This is a genomic window from Acidocella sp. C78, assembly GCF_907164655.1.
The window spans coordinates 1-17422 of record NZ_CAJQZK010000004.1 but is presented as its reverse complement, the minus strand read 5'-3'; the positions used below and the strand labels follow the sequence as shown (position 1 = coordinate 17422).

Genomic DNA, 17422 nt, shown 5'->3' with positions numbered 1-17422 from the left:
TCGGCGCGCGGGGTTGGAAAATCAACCTTGCCGCGTGGCTCAGAGGCCTCGTCCGGCGCGGCAGAGCTTGATGAACCCCGACACCGCCGGGCCCTGCGGCCGGCCGGCAATCGCGGCGAGGCGCACCTCGCGGCTCAGCGGCGGCTCGGCCAGGCGGCAGGTCACCAGCGGCGAGGGCACCGCCATCCGTTCCGAAAGAATGGCGATGCCAAGCCCCGCCGCGACGAGATCGAGCATGTGCCCGGTGCCGCCATCGCAACGGCGCAAACGGAACGCCCCGTCGCAGGCCGCGCACAGCGCCTGGGCGAAGCCGCCGCAGCGTTCGCCATGCAGCAGCACCTCGCCGTTCAGGTCGGAGGCGGTCACACTTTCGGCATTCGCCAGCCGGTGCTGCGGCGGAATCACCGCGACCACGCCCTCGTCGTAGAGTTTCCAGTGGTTGAAACGTTCCGGCAAGGCGCAGTCGGCCGGGAGCACCGCGCAATCCAGCATGTCGGAGAGCATCGATTCGACCAGCATCGCCGCGGCCGCTTCCTCGAAACGGACCATCAGATCGGGCATCAGCGTCGCGATCTCGCGCACAGCGCCGGCGATCGCCGCGGCGCCGACGCCGGGGCCGAGGCCGATCTTCAGGCTGGCCGCCGGTTGCCGCCGCCGCGCCTCGGCCAGCGCCACGGCGTTGTCGGCCGCTTCCAGCATCGCATCGAGATGCGGCAGCATGGCACGGCCGAGTTCGGTCAGTTGCGTGAGGTTGCGCTCGCGATAGAGGAGCGGACCGCCAAGCTCGTCCTCCAGCCGCTGGATCGCGCGCGTCAGCGCGGGCTGGCTCACATTGCAGGCCTCCGCGGCGCGGGTGAAATTGAGAAGCCGGCTCAGCGCGACGAAGTAGCGCACCTGGGTCAGCTCCACCGCGCCTACTCCCGTTCCGGCCTGGCGAGGCAGCGCAGCGCGCCCAGAATACGATCGGGCGCCGCACGGCGGGTAAAATCAACATTGACGAAGCGCCACGCTACCCGCCCGCCGCCATCGAGCAGGAACACCGCGGGAATCGGCAGGAACTGGGAGCCGTTGCCATGCCGGTCGGCGAAATCGATCCCTGCCCTCATGAGGCGTGACCGATAGATCGCCGGAATCCGGAACACGACCCCGGCGGCGAGGCCAACCCCGCAATCCACATCCGACAGAACTTCGAAGGTGGCGCCGTGATTCTGTTTGGCCTGCCGCGCCCAGGGGCCCATGTCGGGCGTCAGCGCGAGGAGCGACGCTCCGGCCGCCTCGATCTCGGGCAAGGCAGTCACCAGCGCGTCGAGCATCAACCGGCAGAAGGGGCACCACTCGCCACGAAAGAACTGCACGACAACCGGCCCTCGGCGAGACGGCTGGCAAGCGAGACCAGCCGCCCCTCGACATTGGGCAATACGAAATCCGGAAACGCCGCATCTTCCGGCAGCACGCCGGAGAGAAACCCGTTATGGCTCAGCGTGGTGAAGACATCCTCATAAGCAAGGCGCACCGCCTCATCCGCGGTGCGGCGCTGGCGTTCCGCCTGAAGCTGCTCGTCGAGGCCCATGGCCGATACGTCTCCGTGATGTACGGACAATACCAAAGCCGCCATCCCGATCAATTCCCGGCCAAAACCGGGACGATCGGGCGGCGGCTGCGATGCGTCGGGGCATCGACCGATCCGGCAGGATCGGGGGCGCCCTACGAGGCGGAGTGCCCCATCTTGTCTTTGCCGGTTTTGTCGTGGCTCATGGCGGTGCCATGGCCCATGGCATTGTGGCCCATGGTATCGTGGCCCATCGCGTCGTGACCCATAGCGGTCTTGTGGCCCATCGCGGTCGTGTGGCTCATCGTGTCGTGCCCATCGTGCTGGTGGTCTGCGCCTGGGCAACGCCGGCGACGAGGCCGAGGGCAAGGGCGGTGGTGGCGAGAATGCGGATCATGGTGGTCTCCTCTGTCTGGGGGCGGTGCCCCGGTCTGCTTCCTGCGGACCGGTCATCGTGGCCCGCCCCGCAAACATGACCGGCCACGCGCGGCCGATCCAATGCCGTTTGGTCATCGTTTCGATACCTCGACGCGGGCGCCGCGGCGGGCGCATCACGGCTGCATCGCACCAACTGGCGAGGAAACCGACAATGCGCCGAAATCGCCCCATCCACCCCCTGCCGCTGCGCATCACGCACTGGCTGAACGCGATCGCCATCATCACGCTGATCGGCAGCGGCTGGGAGATCTACGATGCCTCTCCCTTCCTGCCCTTCACCTTCCCGCAATGGGCGACGATCGGGCAATGGCTGGGCGGGGCGATCGCCTGGCATCTCGCCGCGATCTGGCTGCTGATGCTCAACGGACTCGCCTATCTCGTCTGGGGCACGGCAAGCGGCCATTTCCGCCGCAAGCTCCTGCCGGTGACGCCCCGCGCCGTGCTGCGCGATGTCTGGGCCGCGCTGCGCCTGCGCCTGCCGCACGAGGTCGGCGCCTACAATGCGGTGCAGCGGCTGCTTTATCTCGGCGTCATCGCGCTCGGCCTTCTCGCCGTATTGTCGGGGCTGGCGGTCTGGAAGCCGGTGCAGCTCTGGCTTCTGTCGGATCTGTTCGGTGGATTCTTCGATTCCCGCGTCGTCCACTTCGTCGCGATGGCCGGAATTTCCGCCTTCCTGATCGTCCACGTCCTGCTGGTCGCCCTGGTGCCGCGCGTCCTCCCCGCGATGATCACCGGCGGCCGCCTTCCCGCCCCCCTTACCCAAACGACCGAAGCCGCGGAGTAAGACCCATGAACACGCTTCTCAACCGCCGCGCCCTGCTCGGCCGCAGCCTCGCCTTCGGCGCCGCCGCCAGCCTCACCGGCTGCGACTACGACAACCTGAAACACCCCGACCTTGCCGACCGCGCTCTCACCGCGATGTCCCGCTGGAACGACGAGGTGCAAGCCGCCCTGTTCGACCGGCACACGCTGGCGCCGACCTTCCCGGCCTCCGCCATCACGAACCCACCGCGCTTCAACGCCTTCTACAGCATCGACCAGGCGCCCCGCGTCGATCTCGCCGCCTGGCGCCTCGGCCTCACCGGCCGCATCGGCGACAAGCGGCCCTGGCGCCTCGCCGAACTGCGCGCCCTGCCGCAGGAAAGCCAGATCACCCGCTTCGTCTGCGTCGAGGGCTGGCGGGTGGTGGGCCAGTGGAGCGGCGTGCCGCTCGGCCACTTCCTGCGACGGGTGAATGCCGACCTCAAGGCACGCTATGTCTCGTTCCACTGCGCCGACGGGTATTACGAGAGCATCGACATGGCCTCCGCCCTGCACCCGCAGACGATCCTGGCACTCGACTTTCTCGGCGCGCCGCTGACCGCCCCGTTCGGCGCGCCGGTGCGGCTGCGGATTCCAACCAAGCTCGGCTACAAGAACCCGAAATCGATCGTCGCCCTCGGCGTCACCAACACCTTCCCCAGCGGCTACTGGGTTCGGCAGGGCTATAACTGGTTCGGCGGCTCCTGAGCGGCGGCGATGCGTTCGAGCACCGCGCGCCGCGGTTCCTCCGGAACCGCGGCGATCGCCTCGGCCAGCGCGCGCATCCGCCGGCGCGCATCGTAAAGCTGGTCGAGCAGCGACAGCACCACCGGCATCGCCTCCTCGTCCACCCGCAGATCGGCGGCGAGCTCGTGGATCAGCCGCACCCGCGCGATGTCGATACCCTGGAACAGCCAGACTCCCTCCGCCCGCGCCGGCCGCACCCATTCCAGCGCCACCCAGCGTTCGAGATCGGCCCGGGCCAGCCCCGCCACCTCGGCGATCACGACCTCGATCGTCACCCCATCGCTCATGACGGTACCTCCGCCTCCGTCATCCCGGCGCGCGGATCCGGCGTCTCATCCGGCGTCCAGCCGCGCAGGAAGGCTTCCAGCGCCGGGTCCGGCTTGCCGATGACGATGCGCAGCGTGGCATAGAGATCGCCCGCTGCGGAGCCACCATGCATCGGCACGCCGCGGCCGCGCAGCCGTAGCACCGTGCCGCTGTCCGACCCTGCGGGAATCCGCATCCGCACCGCGCCACCCGGCGTCGGCACCTCGACCTGCCCGCCCAGCACCGCCTCGGCCAGCGTCACCGGGAGGTCGAGCCGGATATCCTGACCCTCGCGGGTGAAGAAGCGATGCGGCGCCACGCTGACACGGATCAGCGCATCGCCGGCCGGCCCGCCATTCCACCCCACCCCGCCCTTGCCGCGCAGGCGGAGCATCTGCCCATCCTCGGTGCCGGGTGGAATCCGCACGTCGAGCGTGCCGCCATCGGGCAGCGACAGCCGCCGCGTGCCGCCGACCACCGCCTCGACGAAGCCGATCGTCAGCGTGTAGTGCCGATCCTGCCCGCGCCCCGGCCCGCCGCGCCCCGCGCCGCCACCGCCGAACATCGAACCGAACATCGCCTCGAGATCGTCGGTGGTCCAGGGGCCGCCGCCTCCGTAACGCGCGCCCTCGCCAGTGTCGGCATAGTCCCGCCAGCCGCCGCGCCGCGCGCGTTCCTGCCCCTCGGCATCGATCTCGCCGCGGTCGAACCGCGCGCGCTGATCGGCGTCGGACAGCAGGTGATAGGCCGCCGAGACCTCCTTGAACCTGGCCTCCGCCGCCGCGTTGCCGGGATTGAGGTCGGGATGATGGTCCTTCGCCAGCCGGCGATAGGCCCGCCTGATGTCATCCTGGCCCGCATCGCGCGCCACACCCAGAACGTCGTAAGGATCCTTCACTCTGCCTCATCCCGGAACAATGTCATCGGAGGCGATCAAAGCACGCCGCACGGCAACTGTCAGCCGGCTCACCGCCCGGCGGCGCGCACGAGGCTCGCCTGCGGCCCGTCCTGTCCCTCCGCCACCGCGAGGCGGACGCCATCGCCGACCCGCAACCGCCCGAACCCGTCGCCGCTCACGCTGTTGCGGTGGAAATACACCTCACGCCCATCATCCGTGGCGATGAAGCCGTAGTCCGCATCGGCCACGAACCGGACCACCTGGCCATGTACCAGCGCCTCATCGTGGTGCTTCACCGCGTTGTCGAGCCGCCGCGCATGGTCCTCCAGCTTGCGGACCGCAGCATCGAACGCATCGCGAACCGCGACATACGGGTCCTCGTGCGCGTGGTTCTCCGGACTTTCCCGGTTGATCACGATATTGCCACGCGGCACCACGATCTCGATCCGCGCATGATAAAGTTTGCCTTTGTGATGATGCCGGTGCGGTGCCTCGATGACAACATGGCAGCGCAGAATCCGCGCCTCGAACCGCTCCAGCACCGCCGCCTTCTCGCGGATGCGCGCTTCGAGCGCGGGGGAACGATCGATATCCTTGAAAGTGATCTGCAGCGGCACGGTCATGACGGCAATCCCTGTCTGGTGTTCCAGACCCTGATGGTCCGGACCCAAAGCCTAGGCGCACGGCTCGCTCACGCCTTGACCAGGATCAAGACACACTGCGCCCGCGCCGCTTGATCATGGGCGCGGCGACGGGAGGCGACATTAAAGACCAATCATTCATTAAGTATTTTCTGCTTTCCTCAAGCAGTTCACGAAATTGAGGATTTTCCGTGCTGCAGAAACTCTCGATCCGCCATCAATTCGCATTGATCGGCCTGTTCGGCATCACGATGGCGGCGGCTGCCCTTGCCATCAGCCTGCTCGGCGCCTACCGCCTCGAACTCGCAGACCGCAAGGCGGAAGTGCGCACACTGGTGAACAATGCCGTCGCCATCGCCTCCTCGTTCGCCCGTCTCGCGAAATATGGCGCCATGCCGGAAGATCGCGCCCAAGCGATTGCACTTGAAATCATCGGCGCCACGCGCTTCGATCACGGAAACTATTACTTCGTGGACGACAAGGACGGTACGATCATCCAGCATGCCAACAAGGCGATGCTCGGCAAGAACCGGATCAACAGCAAGGACGCCTACGGCCACTACATCATCCGCCCGATGCTGGAGGGCGCGCTGGCGGGCCATCCGGTATTCAACGAATATTACATCCCCAAAGCTGGCGGCAAAAAGCCTTTCGCCAAGATTTCCTACATGGCGAAAGTCCCCGGATGGGACTGGGTCATCGGCACCGGCGTCTATGTCAGCGAGATCCGCGCCGCGCTGTGGAGCGATACGACCCGCATAGCGGAAATCTTTGTCCCGGTATTTCTGTTGTTTTTGCTGGCGATGTATTTCATCCAGCGGAACATCACGGTCATCCTGCGCGCGATGACCGGAGCCATGGCACGGCTGTCGAAAGGCGACACGGCCACGCCCGTCCCCTATATCGAGCGCAGCGATGAGATCGGCGGCATGGCCCGCGCGGTCGAGGTCTTCAAGGCCGCAGGGATCGAGAAGGGGCGGCTCGAAGCCGAGGCCAGCGCCGCGCGGGCGGCGCGTGAGGCCGAGGCCGCCAGAGCCGCGGCGGAACGCGATCAGGCAGCACAGGAGCTTGCCCTCGTCGTTGAGTCTCTCGCAACCGGCCTGGAACACCTCGCAGCAGGGCGGATCAGCTTCCGCCTGACGACCGCCTTCGCCGCCGGATATGAACGCCTGCGCACCGACTTCAACGCCGCGATGGAGCATTTGCAGGAACTCCTCCAGGTCATTGCCGCCAATGCCTCGGCGATCCGTTCCGGCACCGGCGAAATCGCTACCGCGGCGGACGATCTCGCCCGGCGAACCGAACAGCAGGCCGCCACTATCGAGGAGGCCGCCGCCACGCTGGCTGAAATCACCGAAACCGTCAGCGGCACCGCTGCCAATGCGGCGCATGCCCGCGAGGCGGTCAGCACCGCGATGAAAGATGCGGAAAGCGGTGGTGCGGTCGTCTCCCGCGCCGTTGCGGCAATGGGCGAGATCGAGGCCTCTGCCGACCAGATCGGCAACATCATCGGCGTCATCAACGAAATCGCCTTCCAGACCAATCTCCTTGCGCTGAACGCTGGCGTCGAGGCGGCTCGTGCCGGCGAGGCCGGGCGGGGTTTCGCCGTCGTTGCATCGGAAGTCCGGGCGCTGGCGCAACGCTCGGCGGATGCGGCGAAAGAGATCAGGACACTGATCTCGACGTCCAACCAGCAGGTCTCCGCCGGCGTTGATCAAGTGGCGGAGACCGGCAAGGCCCTCGATCGCATCGTTGCCCAGATCACCGAAATTAACCAGGTCGTCAGCGCTATCGCGACTGGCGCACAGGGCAACTCGGCGCGGCTTATCCAGGTCAATGATGCGGTCGGCCAGATGGATCGCGCGACACAGCAGAACGCGGCGATGGTGGAACAATCGACCGCCGCGAGCCATAGCCTCGCGCAAGAGGTCGAACAGCTCGCAACCCTGATCCAGCGGTTCGATTTCGGTGACATCGCAGCGCCGGCGCCCTCACGTCCCACGCCAGCGAGGGCCACTCATCGCCACTCCGCTCGCCCTTCCGCCCAGCCCGCGGTCTCGGCACTTCGTGCGTCCGCACTGCAGACGTCCGCGGACAGCTGGGAGGATTTCTGATCAGGGCCAGTGCCGCATGACGGCAAGGCCGAATTAATTCTTTTTTCATATCTCTAGCCTACTGTTCCACTTTCGAGAGAAATTCTCGATTTCGCGACTAATAACCGCAATCCGATACCCAACGATCTGGTCAGGATGTATTTTCCATATGGCCATATCGATCGTGAGGTCCCGGATTCGATAACTGGCTATGAGTGAGAGGATCATCCGATCGGATCGAGCCATCTGATCGGATAAAGATGCTCAAATTATCAATATCATAGAGTACTCCATCCGACCTTGATGAATCGGAAAGTGCTCTAAAGATGGATTCGTTTGCATGCGGGCCAGTCGAAACATCTTGAGTCCCCTGTTGGGTGATCGGCGAGGCAATATCGCGATCATCACGGCACTGGTCTCCCTGATCCTCGTATTCGTTCTGGGTGTCGGGGTGGATTATGGCCTCGCCGTCGACCGTAAGGCGCAACTCGAAACCTATGCAGATGCCGCCGCCCTTGCTGCCGTGACACCTGCCATGGTCGCTGCGGGTCAGGCCGCGGCCATCACGAAGGCCGAAGACGTGTTCAACGCGCAGGCTTTGTCGCTCGGCGGCATCGACTACAATGCCAGCGGCGTGACCGTGAACATCGCTACGAGCGGCAACCAGCAGACGGCCACGGTGCAATACCAGGCAAAATCGAACTCGATTCTGCCGGGTATCATGGGTTCAAGCGGCATCGAGATCGGCGGCCAGGCCACTGCGACAACAACTCTCGCGCCGAATATCGACTTCTACCTCCTGCTCGATGATTCTCCTTCGATGGCCATCGCCGCGACCCAGTCCGGCATCAACACGATGGTCGCCAACACGGCATCGCAGGGTGGCTGCGCCTTCGGTTGCCACGAACAGGCACCCTGGGAAGACGGCCTTAATGAGGATAATTACGCGCTCGCCCGCAGTCTCGGCGTGACCCTGCGGATCGACGTCCTGCGTCAGGCTACACAAGATCTGATGACGACTGCACAAAGCACCGAAAGCCAGAATGGCAGCACCTACCGGATGGCCATCTATACTTTCGATGTTGGGCTGAACACGATCGAACCGTTAACCTCCGATCTATCGCAGGCGCAAACCGAGGCATCGAACATCCAGCAGCTCGAGGTCTATTCGAACAATCGACTGACATCCAGTGACTACAATAACGACGAAGATACGGACTACGACACGGCACTGAACGGTATCAATGCGATCATGCCCAACCCGGGTAACGGGACCAAAACCTACGGCGACACCCCGCAGGAAGTGCTGTTCTTCGTTACGGATGGAGTCGAGGATGAGAACGTCAATGGCGGGCGCCAGCAGTCAGTTCTGAATGCCGATCTATGCTCGAACATCAAAAGCCGCGGCATCAGGATTGCCGTTCTGTATACCGAATACCTGCCTCTTCCGACAAATTCCTGGTACAATACTTATATTGCACCTTTCCAGAGCAATATCGGTCCTACCCTGCAGGAATGCGCCTCGCCTGGGCTTTATTTCGAGGTGCAGACCGGCGGCGACATTTCTGCCGCGATGTCGGCACTGTTCAAGACTGCCGTCCAATCGTCCTATCTGTCGAAATAGCGTGACAGTTTCGTGGTCCGCAACATGATACAACCGAGGCGGGCGGCACGAATGGGCCGCCTGGCGGGCGACAGGAAAGGCGCTGCGGCCGTTGAATTCGCGCTGGTCGCCCTGCCCTATTTCGCGCTGATCTTCGCCATCATTCAGTCCGGCCTGATCTTCTTTACGCAGGAAGTGCTGCAGAACGCCACACAGCAAACCGCCAGGCTGATCATGACCGGTCAGGCCCAGACATCGGGCATGACAGCGCAGCAATTCCTCCAGGATGTCTGCACTGATGGCAACCCGTTGCTCACTTGCGCGAATCTCAACGTCAATGTGCAGACCTTCCCCTCCTTCAGCGCGATCACGCAGGTCAACCCCGTTGTCAACGGCAGCTTCAACACGTCAAAACTTGCCTACAGCCTTGGAGGCCCCGGCGACATCGTGCTGGTGCAGGTCTTCTACCAGCTACCGGTCTTCGCCGGTCCGCTGAATTTGAGCTTCGCGACAGTGAATGGCAGCCAGCGTCTCCTGCAGGCAACCGCAGTGTTCCGCAATGAGCCTTACTGACCCGCCTATCGGCGCACCGGCACCGCGGCGTCTACGCCGGCGCCTCGCGAGACTGTGCCGCAGCCGCGCGGGCGGGGCCGCGGTGGAATTCGCACTCATCCTGCCGGCGCTACTCCTGTTCTTCTTCGCGACAACGGAAATCGAACAGGCCGTGATCGTCTATCAGCTCGTCGGGCAGACCAACTCGACGATCACGAACATCGTCTCCCAATACACAAGCATCAGCGCCAGTTCGCAACTGCAGGACATTTTCGCGGCGGCATCGAACATCCTCGCCCCCTATCCCGCGGCACCAGTCGAAATCGTGATCTCCAGCATCGCGATCGATGGGAATGGCAACGCCACGGTCGCATGGAGCCAAGGCTACAACGCCTCCGCGCTGGCGGTCGGTCAGACGATCAACATTCCGGTCTCGCTCGACCAGCCAAACACGTCGGTACTGCTCGGCCAGGTCGATTATCCGTTCACCCCGACAATCGATTTCCTCAAGCTTGGACCGTTTGACATGACGTCGACAGTCTACATGCTGCCGCGGAACTCAAGCAGCATCAGCCTCACACCGTGACGGACCTTGTCCGGCAGGCGCAGCCCCTCACCCTACGGCAAGCGGCGCGCCCGTGCGTGCACGCACCTGATCAGCGGAGATTCCCGGCGCCAGATCGCGCAGCACGAAGCCATGCGAGGTGATGTCGATCACGGCGAGATCGGTATAGACGCGAGTGATCGAGCCCAGCGCGGTGAGCGGATAAGTGCAACGCCCCACCAGCCGTGGCTCGCCCTCCCTGGTGCCATGCTCCATCAGCACCCAGACCCGCGCGGCGCCGGCGCCCAGATCCATGGCCCCGCCAACCGCCGGCGCCACGCCCTTGCGCCCGACCGACCAGTTGGCGAGATCGCCGTTCGCCGCAACTTGATACCCGCCGAGCACGCACAGATCGAGATGCCGCCCGCGAATGATCGCGAAACTGTCCGCCTGGCCGACAATCGACGCGCCCGGCCGCAATGTTACCGGCTGCTTTCCCGCGTTGATCAAGAACGGGTCCTCAGCCCCCTCGCCCGGAGCCGGCCCCATCCCCAAAATCCCGTTCTCGGAGTGAAAGATCACCTCCCGATCGACGGGGACATGGTTCGCAACCTGCGTCGGCAGCCCGATGCCGAGATTGACCACCCAGCCCTCGGGAATGTCGATCGCGACACGCGCGGCCATTTCGGCGCGCGACCAGCCCTGCCGCATCATCGTCTCCGCCATCACACCACCTCGCCTTCCATGGGCTCCGGCACCATCACCACCCGGTTGACGAACACGCCCGGCGTGACGATCCGGTCCGGATCGAGAGCGCCAAGTTCGACCCGTCGGTGCACGCTCGCCACCGTCACCTTCGCCGCTCCCGCCATGATCTGATTGAAATTCCGCCCCGCCCGCCGGAACGTCAGGTTCCCCCATCGGTCCGCCGCCCAGGCCTCGATCAGCGCGAAATCGGCCTCGATCGCGTATTCCAGCACGCAATCCCGTCCATTGATGTGTCGGGTCTCCTTGCCGGTCGCCAATTCGGTCCCCGCCGAGGTGGGGGTGAAGAAAGCCGGAATTCCGGCATTTGCAGCGCGTATCCGTTCTGCCAGGGTGCCCTGGGGCACCAGTTCAAGCTCGATCTTGCCCGCCTCGTAGAGTTCGTCGAATGCCGTCCGCCGGCTCGCACGCGGATAGGAGCAGATCACCTTCGCAATCGCCCCCCGCTCGATCAGCTTCGGCATGCCGCCGAAATCGCCACCAGCGTTGTTGGCGATCAGCGTCAGCCCCCGCAGGTTACGAGCCGCCAGCGCGTCGATCAGCGCATTCGGCTGCCCCACGGCGCCGAACCCGCCCACCATGATCGCGGCGCCATCGCCGATCCCCTCCAGCGCCGCCTCGATCGAGGGGACGAACTTGTCGATCATCGTCTCACACCCGCTCGATCAGAACCGCAATGCCCTGGCCCACGCCGACGCACATCGTTGCGATCGCCAGCCGGCCGTCCCGGGCCTCCAGCGCCCGCAGCGCGGTGCCCGCCAGCCGTGCCCCAGAGGCGCCAAGCGGATGGCCGAGCGCGATCGCACCGCCATGCGGGTTGACGCGGGGATCGCCATCGGCGAGCCCAAGGTCGCGCGTCACCGCCAGCGCCTGCGAGGCGAAGGCCTCGTTCAACTCGATCACATCGATCTGTTCCAGCGCCACCCCGGTGCGGGCCAGAAGTTTCCTCACCGCAGGGGCAGGCCCCATACCCATGATGCGCGGCGGCACACCCGCCGTTGCCATGCCGACCACCCGCCCGCGAGGCGTCAGCCCATGCGCCTTTGCCGCCGCTTCCGACGCGAGGATCAGCGCCGCCGCCCCGTCATTCACACCCGACGCATTCCCGGCCGTCACCGTGCCGGGGTCGCGGAATGGTGTTTTCAGCTTCGCCAGCCCTTCAAGCGTTGTCTCCGGACGCGGATGCTCGTCGGTATCGATCACCGAGTCTCCCTTGCGCCCCTTGATCGTCACAGGCGTGATCTCGCCGGCGAAGAAGCCTGCCGCCGCCGCGGCCTGACATTTTTGCTGGCTGGAGAGGGCGAAACGGTCCTGGTCTTCGCGCGAGACATTGAAATCCGCTGCGACGTTCTCGCCGGTCTCCGGCATCGATTCGGCGCCAAACCGCGCCTTCATCAGCGGATTGACGAAACGCCAGCCGATCGTGGTGTCGTAGACCGCGTTCGAACGGTCGAACGCCGCGGTCGCCTTCGGCATCACGAAGGGCGCGCGGCTCATGTTCTCCACCCCGCCAGCGATGGCGACGGCCGCCTCGCCAAGCCGTATCGCTCGTGCCGCACTCCCCACCGCATCCAGCCCGGAGCCGCAGAGGCGGTTGACGGTTGCACCCGGCACGCTCTCCGGCAACCCGGCGAGCAAGAGGGCCATACGCGCCACATTCCGGTTATCCTCGCCGGCCTGGTTCGCGCACCCGAACAGCACCTCGTCGATCGCCGCCGGATCAAGCTCCGCCACCCGCGCAAGAACGCCGCGGATCGCCACCGCCGCCAGATCGTCCGCCCGCACCGCGGACAGCGCGCCCCCATACCGGCCAAACGGTGTGCGGACATACTCGCAAATAAAGGCTTCGGACATGGACGCGATATCTCCCTTCAAAACGCGGCGCAGGTGCGGCGGACTTCCTCAGTTTGTGCGACTGTCGCACACACGATACCTGGACGCACATTTCGTATCTCGCTCCGCTGCATGTCTGCAAGCGGTTTTCCGTGCTGCGGCGCACCAATTCGACATCTGGCTGAATTCCACAGTGTTACCATGATGTTTCAATAGGCAAAACCTATTCACATATTCCATAAAATGGATTGGACCGATCGATTCCTTGTCGCTAGGGCCATTGTCGCGGCAGTCCAACAATCCCAAGGAGGATCCCTTGTCAGCAGAAGCGAAATGCCCCTTCACCGGTGGCGTCCGCCAACACACCCAGGCCGGCAACCATTCGAACGCCGGTTGGTGGCCAAACCAGATCAATCTCAAGATTCTGCACCAGCATTCCGCGCTCTCGAACCCGATGACACCGGCGTTCGAATACGCCACCGAGTTCAAGAGCCTCGACCTGGAGGCACTGGTCACCGACCTCAAGGCATTGATGACGGACTCGCAGGATTGGTGGCCGGCAGATTTCGGCCATTACGGGCCGCTTTTCGTGCGCATGGCCTGGCATGCCGCGGGCACCTACCGCATTGGCGACGGCCGTGGCGGCGCCGGCACCGGCCAGCAGCGCTTCGCCCCGCTCAACAGCTGGCCCGACAACACCAATCTCGACAAGGCGCGCCGCCTGCTCTGGCCGATCAAGCAGAAATACGGCCGCAAGATCTCTTGGGCCGACCTGATGGTGCTTGCCGGCAACGTCGCGCTCGAGACGATGGGCTTCAAGACCTTCGGCTTCGGCGGCGGGCGCGCCGATACCTGGGAACCCGAAGAGGACGTCTACTGGGGACCTGAGAAGGCCTGGCTCGGCGATGAACGCTACAGTGGCGATCGCGACCTCGAAAACCCGCTCGCCGCCGTGCAGATGGGCCTGATCTACGTCAATCCCGAAGGCCCGAACGGGCAGCCCGATCCGGTGGCCGCGGCACGCGACATTCGCGAAACCTTCGCCCGCATGGCGATGAATGACGAGGAAACCGTTGCCCTGATCGCCGGCGGCCATACGTTCGGCAAATGCCACGGCGCGGGCGATGCCGCCCTGGTCGGGCCTGAGCCGGAAGCCGCGCCGATCGAGCAGCAGGGCCTCGGCTGGATCAGCAGCTTCGGTTCGGGCAAGGGCGGCGATGCCATCACCGGCGGGCCGGAAGTCACCTGGACGCAGACGCCCACGCAATGGAGCAATTATTATTTCGACAACCTGTTCAACTACGAATGGGAACTGACGAAGAGCCCCGCCGGTGCCTGGCAATGGGTTGCGAAGAACGCCGGCGAAGTGATTCCGGATGCGTTCGATGCCGCGAAGAAGCACCGCCCGACCATGCTCACCACCGACCTCTCGCTGCGCATGGACCCGGCCTATGAGAAGATATCCCGCCGGTTCCACCAGAACCCGGACGAGTTCGCCGATGCCTTCGCCCGCGCCTGGTTCAAGCTCACCCATCGCGACATGGGCCCGGTCTCGCGCTACCTCGGCAAGCTCGTCCCGTCCGAAACGCTCATCTGGCAGGACCCCGTCCCGGCGGTGGACCACAAGCTGATCGACGCAGCGGACGTCGCGGCGCTGAAGGCGAAGCTTCTCGCCACCGCCATCGCACCGACCCGCCTCGCGCTCACCGCCTGGGCCTCGGCGGCAACCTTCCGCGGCTCGGACAAGCGCGGCGGCGCCAACGGCGCGCGCATCCGCCTCGCCCCGCAGAAGGACTGGGCGGCGAACGAGCCGGCCGAACTCGCCAAGGTGCTCGCCGCACTCGAAAAAGTGCAAGCCGAGTTCAACGCGGCGGCGACCGGCGGCAAGAAGGTCTCGCTGGCCGATCTGATCGTGCTCGGCGGCTGCGCCGCGATCGAGGCGGCGGCGAAGGCGGCGGGGCATGACATCGCGGTGCCCTTCACCCCTGGCCGCACCGACGCGACCGAGGCGCAGACCGACGCCGCCTCCTTCGCGGTGCTGGAGCCGAAAGCCGATGGCTTCCGCAACTATCTCGGCAAGGGCGATCCGCGCGCGCCGGAGGAACAGCTGATCGACCGCGCCCAACTGATGACGCTGACGGCTCCGGAAATGACCGCGCTGATCGGCGGCATGCGCGCTCTCGGCGCCAATGCGGATGGGTCGAACCACGGCGTCTTCACCACCCGCCCCGGCGCGCTGACGAACGACTTCTTCGTCAACCTGCTCGACATGGGCATGAGCTGGCACCCCGGCAGCGAAGACGGCGTCTACGAGCTGCGCGACCGCAAGAGCGGCGCGGTGAAATGGACGGCGACACGGGTCGATCTCGTGTTCGGCTCGAATTCCCAGCTTCGCGCGCTCGCCGAGGTCTATGGCACGCAGGACGGCGAGGCCGCCTTCGTGAAGGACTTCGTCGCCGCTTGGACCAAGGTCATGGAGCTCGACCGCTTCGATCTCGCCTGACCACGACGACCGACCGGCCGGGTGCCCCGCATCCGGCCGGCGGCTTTCAGCTCAGCGAAGCCGCCGCCGCAGATTGTCGACATAGACGGCGCCGACCACCACGATCCCGAGAATCACCTGCTCGACATAGGGCGAAATCCCCGCCAGCTGCGTGCCGTTCTTCAGGATGGTCATCAGCAGCGCGCCGAGGATGCTGCCGAGGATCGTCCCCACCCCGCCGAACAGCGACCCGCCGCCGATCACCACCGCGGCGATCGCATAGAGTTCGTAATTCGCCCCCGAGGTCGGCTGCGCCGCCGCCGTATAGGCGAGATAGATCACGCCGGCGAGCGAGGAGACGATCCCGCCGAACACATAGACCAGCAGCAGATGCCGCGGCACGTTGATGCCGACCCGCCGCGCCGCCTCGGCATTGCTGCCGATCGCCAGCGTGTAGCGGCCAAACCGCGTCTTGTTCAGCAGATAGGCCGAGAACAGAGCCAGCAGCACCGCGATCCACGCCATGTTGGGAAAGCCCATCACTGTGCCTTGCGAAATCTCCTGGAACCCGTTCGGCAGGCCGAACACCGGCGTACCGTTGGTGGTCAACAGCGCCGCCCCGAGTGCCACCGCGAGCATACCCAGAGTCGCGATGAAGGGTGGTACGCCGAGTGCTACCACCGAGAGCCCGATGATCGCGCCGATCACCGCCCCCAGCGCCAGCGTCAGCACGATCGCGACTGCCGCCGGCATGTGCGCATCGACGATCGCGATCGCGCAGATCATCGACGACAGCGCGACCACCGAGCCCTGCGAGATATCGATCCCGGCGGTCGCGATGATGAAGGTCTGCCCGGTTGCGAGGATTGCGATCACCGCGACCTGCTGGGCGATGTGGAACCAGTTCCCCCCGCTCAGGAAACGGGGGTTCAACACGCCGAACACGACGACGAGCACGGCGATGCTGATCAGCGCGAAGGCGATCTGGCGGACGAAGCGCCACAGCATGCGCCCGCGCGGAATGGACTCGACGTCGAGCGCGGCCGTGCGTGCCTGCTGGTCCATCGTCCGCCAGTCTCCCTCAGCCCGCGGGGTTATATTTGGGCGCGTACTGGCGGATGGCCGCCGTCGCCTGGCTGGAGCCGAGATTCTTTGGCGTCAGCAGGAAATACGGCGTGTTGATCCGCTTCGGCAGGGTCTTGCCGTCGAGCTTGTCGAGCAGTGCGACCACCGCGTAATAGCCCATGTCGTACGGCGATTGCAGGATCGAGGCCTGGATGATCCCCGACTTGACCAGCGCGATCTCGCCAAGGTCGGCATCGAAACCCACCACCTTCACCTTGGCGTGAGCGCGCTGCACCGCCTCGGCCGGGCCGAGTGCCGCGCGGTCATTCGCGCCGAAGATCACCTTCAGATGCGGGTATTGCGTGAGCATTGTCGTCGCGATCCGCAGCCCGGCGCTGACATCGTTGTTCGAATACTGGATCGGTCCCATCTTCCTGATATGCGGATAGGACTTCATGCCGAGCATGAACCCTTTCGGCCGGGCGATTCCGGTCGAGGCGGTATGGTTGAAATCGACGATCGCATACTCCCCTTGCCGCCCATCAGGTGGTCGGCCGTATATTTCGCGAGCGCCGCCGCGGCGCCGACATTCGAGGTCGCGAGGAAGCAGTCCGAAATATTGGGGGACAGGCCGGAATCCACCGTCACCACCGGAATGTGGTGTGCCAGCGCCGACTTGACCGGCTTGAGCAGCGCCTGCGGATTCTGCGCGGCGAGGATGATGCCGTTTGTGCCGCCCGTCACCGCGTTATTGACCATGCCGATCTGCCCGGCGAGGTCGGTGCCGCTGGCCGGCGCCTCGAAAGCGACCGACACGCCGAACTTCTTCGCCGCCGCGTCCGCCCCCTCGCGCACCGCGAGCCAGTAGGGCGAGGCGTTGGATTTCGTGATGAGCGTGAAATGATAATGCTTCGCCGGCTTGGCCGGCACCGGCAGCGAATGAACGGTGGGCGCGGCCGCCATGGCCGGCGCCATACCCATGCCGCCGAGCAGCGCGACCGCCGCGGCACCGAGCAGTGTCTTGCGTAAGTTCATGGATGTTCCCTTTCGGCTTCGTTGGTTTCAGCATCCGCATAGCCGGTCATGTAGCGGATCAGTTCGGTCT

General features: G+C 65.2%; 18 protein-coding genes and 1 pseudogene. 7 read left to right on the top strand and 12 right to left on the bottom strand.

What is annotated here, in order from left to right; translation table 11 throughout:
* Window positions 1–39: 39 nt before the first annotated feature.
* The 4 genes from ACIDOCELLA78_RS000000100630 to ACIDOCELLA78_RS000000100615 form a co-directional block, all read right to left on the bottom strand.
* Window positions 40–909, bottom strand: coding sequence for a LysR family transcriptional regulator (locus ACIDOCELLA78_RS000000100630; protein WP_201727942.1), 870 nt, complete (start codon window positions 907–909; stop codon window positions 40–42).
* 5 nt (window positions 910–914) lie between these two features.
* The gene (locus ACIDOCELLA78_RS000000100625) at window positions 915–1355 is read right to left on the bottom strand and encodes a peroxiredoxin-like family protein (protein WP_249675162.1); all 441 of its coding nucleotides are present in this window, start codon (window positions 1353–1355) and stop codon (window positions 915–917) included.
* Window positions 1313–1570 (bottom strand): hypothetical protein, encoded by a 258-nt coding sequence (locus tag ACIDOCELLA78_RS000000100620; RefSeq protein WP_249675159.1) that lies wholly within the window; start codon window positions 1568–1570, stop codon window positions 1313–1315. The genes ACIDOCELLA78_RS000000100625 and ACIDOCELLA78_RS000000100620 overlap by 43 nt, the downstream gene beginning before the upstream one ends.
* A gap of 134 nt (window positions 1571–1704) precedes the next feature.
* Window positions 1705–1854, bottom strand: coding sequence for a hypothetical protein (locus ACIDOCELLA78_RS000000100615; RefSeq protein WP_249675157.1), 150 nt, complete (start codon window positions 1852–1854; stop codon window positions 1705–1707).
* 284 nt (window positions 1855–2138) lie between these two features.
* Between ACIDOCELLA78_RS000000100615 and ACIDOCELLA78_RS000000100610 the strand changes: the two genes are divergently transcribed.
* The gene (locus ACIDOCELLA78_RS000000100610; RefSeq protein ID WP_201727941.1) at window positions 2139–2771 is read left to right on the top strand and encodes a cytochrome b/b6 domain-containing protein; all 633 of its coding nucleotides are present in this window, start codon (window positions 2139–2141) and stop codon (window positions 2769–2771) included.
* A gap of 5 nt (window positions 2772–2776) precedes the next feature.
* Window positions 2777–3496 (top strand): molybdopterin-dependent oxidoreductase, encoded by a 720-nt coding sequence (locus ACIDOCELLA78_RS000000100605; protein ID WP_201727940.1) that lies wholly within the window; start codon window positions 2777–2779, stop codon window positions 3494–3496.
* On the opposite strand, the gene ACIDOCELLA78_RS000000100600 is transcribed toward ACIDOCELLA78_RS000000100605, so the two are convergent.
* From ACIDOCELLA78_RS000000100600 to ACIDOCELLA78_RS000000100590, 3 genes are all read right to left on the bottom strand, one after another.
* Window positions 3472–3822: a chaperone modulator CbpM gene (locus ACIDOCELLA78_RS000000100600; protein ID WP_201727939.1), complete on the bottom strand. Its 351-nt coding sequence runs from the start codon at window positions 3820–3822 to the stop codon at window positions 3472–3474. The two genes, ACIDOCELLA78_RS000000100605 and ACIDOCELLA78_RS000000100600, sit on opposite strands and share 25 nt — an antisense overlap.
* Complete coding sequence (locus ACIDOCELLA78_RS000000100595; RefSeq protein ID WP_201727938.1) at window positions 3819–4739, bottom strand: DnaJ C-terminal domain-containing protein; 921 nt, start codon at window positions 4737–4739, stop codon at window positions 3819–3821. Before ACIDOCELLA78_RS000000100595 ends, ACIDOCELLA78_RS000000100600 begins: the two co-directional genes overlap by 4 nt.
* A gap of 68 nt (window positions 4740–4807) precedes the next feature.
* On the bottom strand, window positions 4808–5362 hold the full coding sequence (locus ACIDOCELLA78_RS000000100590; RefSeq protein WP_201727937.1) for an HPF/RaiA family ribosome-associated protein: 555 nt from the start codon (window positions 5360–5362) through the stop codon (window positions 4808–4810).
* Window positions 5363–5607: 245 nt separating this feature from the next.
* Between ACIDOCELLA78_RS000000100590 and ACIDOCELLA78_RS000000100585 the strand changes: the two genes are divergently transcribed.
* From ACIDOCELLA78_RS000000100585 to ACIDOCELLA78_RS000000100570, 4 genes are all read left to right on the top strand, one after another.
* A complete protein-coding gene (locus ACIDOCELLA78_RS000000100585; RefSeq protein WP_249675154.1) occupies window positions 5608–7494 on the top strand; it encodes a methyl-accepting chemotaxis protein in 1887 nt (628 codons plus the stop codon).
* A gap of 352 nt (window positions 7495–7846) precedes the next feature.
* Complete coding sequence (locus ACIDOCELLA78_RS000000100580) at window positions 7847–9097, top strand: TadE/TadG family type IV pilus assembly protein (RefSeq protein ID WP_249675153.1); 1251 nt, start codon at window positions 7847–7849, stop codon at window positions 9095–9097.
* 51 nt (window positions 9098–9148) lie between these two features.
* The gene (locus ACIDOCELLA78_RS000000100575; RefSeq protein WP_249675151.1) at window positions 9149–9649 is read left to right on the top strand and encodes a TadE/TadG family type IV pilus assembly protein; all 501 of its coding nucleotides are present in this window, start codon (window positions 9149–9151) and stop codon (window positions 9647–9649) included.
* 82 nt (window positions 9650–9731) lie between these two features.
* Entirely contained in the window at window positions 9732–10214 is a 483-nt protein-coding gene (locus ACIDOCELLA78_RS000000100570) for a TadE/TadG family type IV pilus assembly protein (protein WP_249675147.1), read from the top strand.
* A 27-nt stretch (window positions 10215–10241) separates the two neighbouring features.
* Here the strand turns inward: ACIDOCELLA78_RS000000100570 and ACIDOCELLA78_RS000000100565 are convergent, their stop codons facing one another.
* Genes ACIDOCELLA78_RS000000100565 through pcaF form a run of 3 tightly spaced genes read right to left on the bottom strand, consistent with a single transcriptional unit; the run spans window position 10242 to window position 12791 of the window.
* The gene (locus tag ACIDOCELLA78_RS000000100565; RefSeq protein WP_201727934.1) at window positions 10242–10898 is read right to left on the bottom strand and encodes a 3-oxoacid CoA-transferase subunit B; all 657 of its coding nucleotides are present in this window, start codon (window positions 10896–10898) and stop codon (window positions 10242–10244) included.
* Window positions 10898–11584 (bottom strand): 3-oxoacid CoA-transferase subunit A, encoded by a 687-nt coding sequence (locus ACIDOCELLA78_RS000000100560; RefSeq protein WP_201727933.1) that lies wholly within the window; start codon window positions 11582–11584, stop codon window positions 10898–10900. Before ACIDOCELLA78_RS000000100560 ends, ACIDOCELLA78_RS000000100565 begins: the two co-directional genes overlap by 1 nt.
* 4 nt (window positions 11585–11588) lie before the next feature.
* Window positions 11589–12791 carry a 3-oxoadipyl-CoA thiolase gene (pcaF, locus tag ACIDOCELLA78_RS000000100555; protein WP_201727932.1) on the bottom strand — a complete coding sequence of 401 codons (1203 nt, stop codon included), beginning with the start codon at window positions 12789–12791 and terminating at the stop codon, window positions 11589–11591.
* Between the two features lie 295 nt (window positions 12792–13086).
* On the opposite strand from pcaF, the gene katG reads away from it, so the two are divergent.
* Window positions 13087–15273 (top strand): catalase/peroxidase HPI, encoded by a 2187-nt coding sequence (gene katG / locus ACIDOCELLA78_RS000000100550; protein WP_201727931.1) that lies wholly within the window; start codon window positions 13087–13089, stop codon window positions 15271–15273.
* Window positions 15274–15324: 51 nt separating this feature from the next.
* Here the strand turns inward: katG and ACIDOCELLA78_RS000000100545 are convergent, their stop codons facing one another.
* Window positions 15325–16317: an ABC transporter permease gene (locus ACIDOCELLA78_RS000000100545; RefSeq protein ID WP_201727930.1), complete on the bottom strand. Its 993-nt coding sequence runs from the start codon at window positions 16315–16317 to the stop codon at window positions 15325–15327.
* Window positions 16318–16333: 16 nt separating this feature from the next.
* Window positions 16334–17280: pseudogene (locus ACIDOCELLA78_RS000000100540) on the bottom strand (substrate-binding domain-containing protein).
* Window positions 17281–17422: the final 142 nt, after the last annotated feature.